The organism is Sabulicella glaciei (genome assembly GCF_026183895.1).
In the GTDB taxonomy this organism is placed as follows: Bacteria; Pseudomonadota; Alphaproteobacteria; order Acetobacterales; family Acetobacteraceae; genus Roseococcus; species Roseococcus glaciei.
Genome location: NZ_JAPFQI010000055.1, coordinates 1 through 1,112 on the forward strand (window position 1 = coordinate 1; position 1,112 = coordinate 1,112).

General features: G+C 69.8%; 1 protein-coding gene. It reads left to right on the plus strand.

The features are described 5' to 3' along the window. Positions 1-1,095, plus strand: a 1,095-nt coding sequence (locus OF850_RS23340; protein ID WP_301592835.1) for an IS701 family transposase, incomplete at its 5' end; no start/stop codon positions are given. Between the last annotated feature and the right edge of the window lie 17 nt (positions 1,096-1,112).

Below are 1,112 nucleotides of genomic sequence, written 5' to 3' on the forward strand. Positions count from 1 at the left end.
TTCCTGCCGGCAGGGCCGGTGCTGCTGGGCCTTGATGACACGATTGAGCGGCGGCGCGGCAGGCGCATCAGCGCCAAAGGGATCTATCGGGACCCGGTCCGCTCCAGCCACGGGCATTTCGTCAAGGCGAGCGGCCTGCGCTGGCTCAGCCTGATGCTGCTGGTCCCGATCTCCTGGGCCGGGCGGGTCTGGGCGCTGCCCTTCCTCACCGCGCTGGCGCCCTCGGAGAGGTATTGTCGCGAGCGCAGGCTGCGCCACAAGAAGCTGACGGACTGGGGCCGCCAGCTGGTCCTGCAGGCCCGCCGCTGGATGCCGGGCCGGCGCTTGGTCCTGGTGACCGACAGCGGCTTCTCCGCCCTCGAGTTCCTGGCCGCCCTACTCCGGCAGGAGATCACCTGCGTCACCCGCTTGCGCCTCGACGCGGCCCTTTACCGGCCGGCTCCGCCGCGCCCACCGGGCACCATCGGGCGGCCCCGGACCAAGGGCGAGCGCCTGCCGACCCTGGCCGAGGTGCTGGCCAACAAGACCACCCGCTGGCAGCGGGTAACCGTGCCTGAGTGGTATGGCGCGGGCGACCGTGTCGTGGAGATCTGCTCGGATACCGCCGTCTGGCGCCACAGCGGCATGCCGGTCGTGCCGGTCCGCTGGGTCCTGCTGCGCGATCCTCACCGGCGCTTCGATCCGCAAGCCCTGCTCTGCACCGACTTGGCGCAGGAGCCGCTGCAGGTCATCCGCTGGTTCGTCCAGCGCTGGCAGCTTGAGGTCACCTTCCGCGAGGTGCGTGACCACCTCGGTGTCGAGACCCAGCGGCAGTGGTCGGACAAGGCCATCGCTCGCACCACGCCATGCCTGCTCGGGTTGTTCTCGATCGTCACCCTGTTGGCGTCGCGCCTCGATTGTCGTGCCCGGGTCCAAGTTTCGTCCAGCGCCTGGTACCACAAGCGGCGGCCGACCTTCGCCGACAGCCTCGCCGCAGTCCGACGTGCGATCTGGAGTGAGCAGGGTTTCGCCGTGTCCCGGCAGTCGGCCGATGCCGCAAAACTCCCGCAAGCCCTCCGCGAGGGCATCGCCTATGCCCTCTGCCATGCCGCCTGAATGGCCAAAGTCGAGCT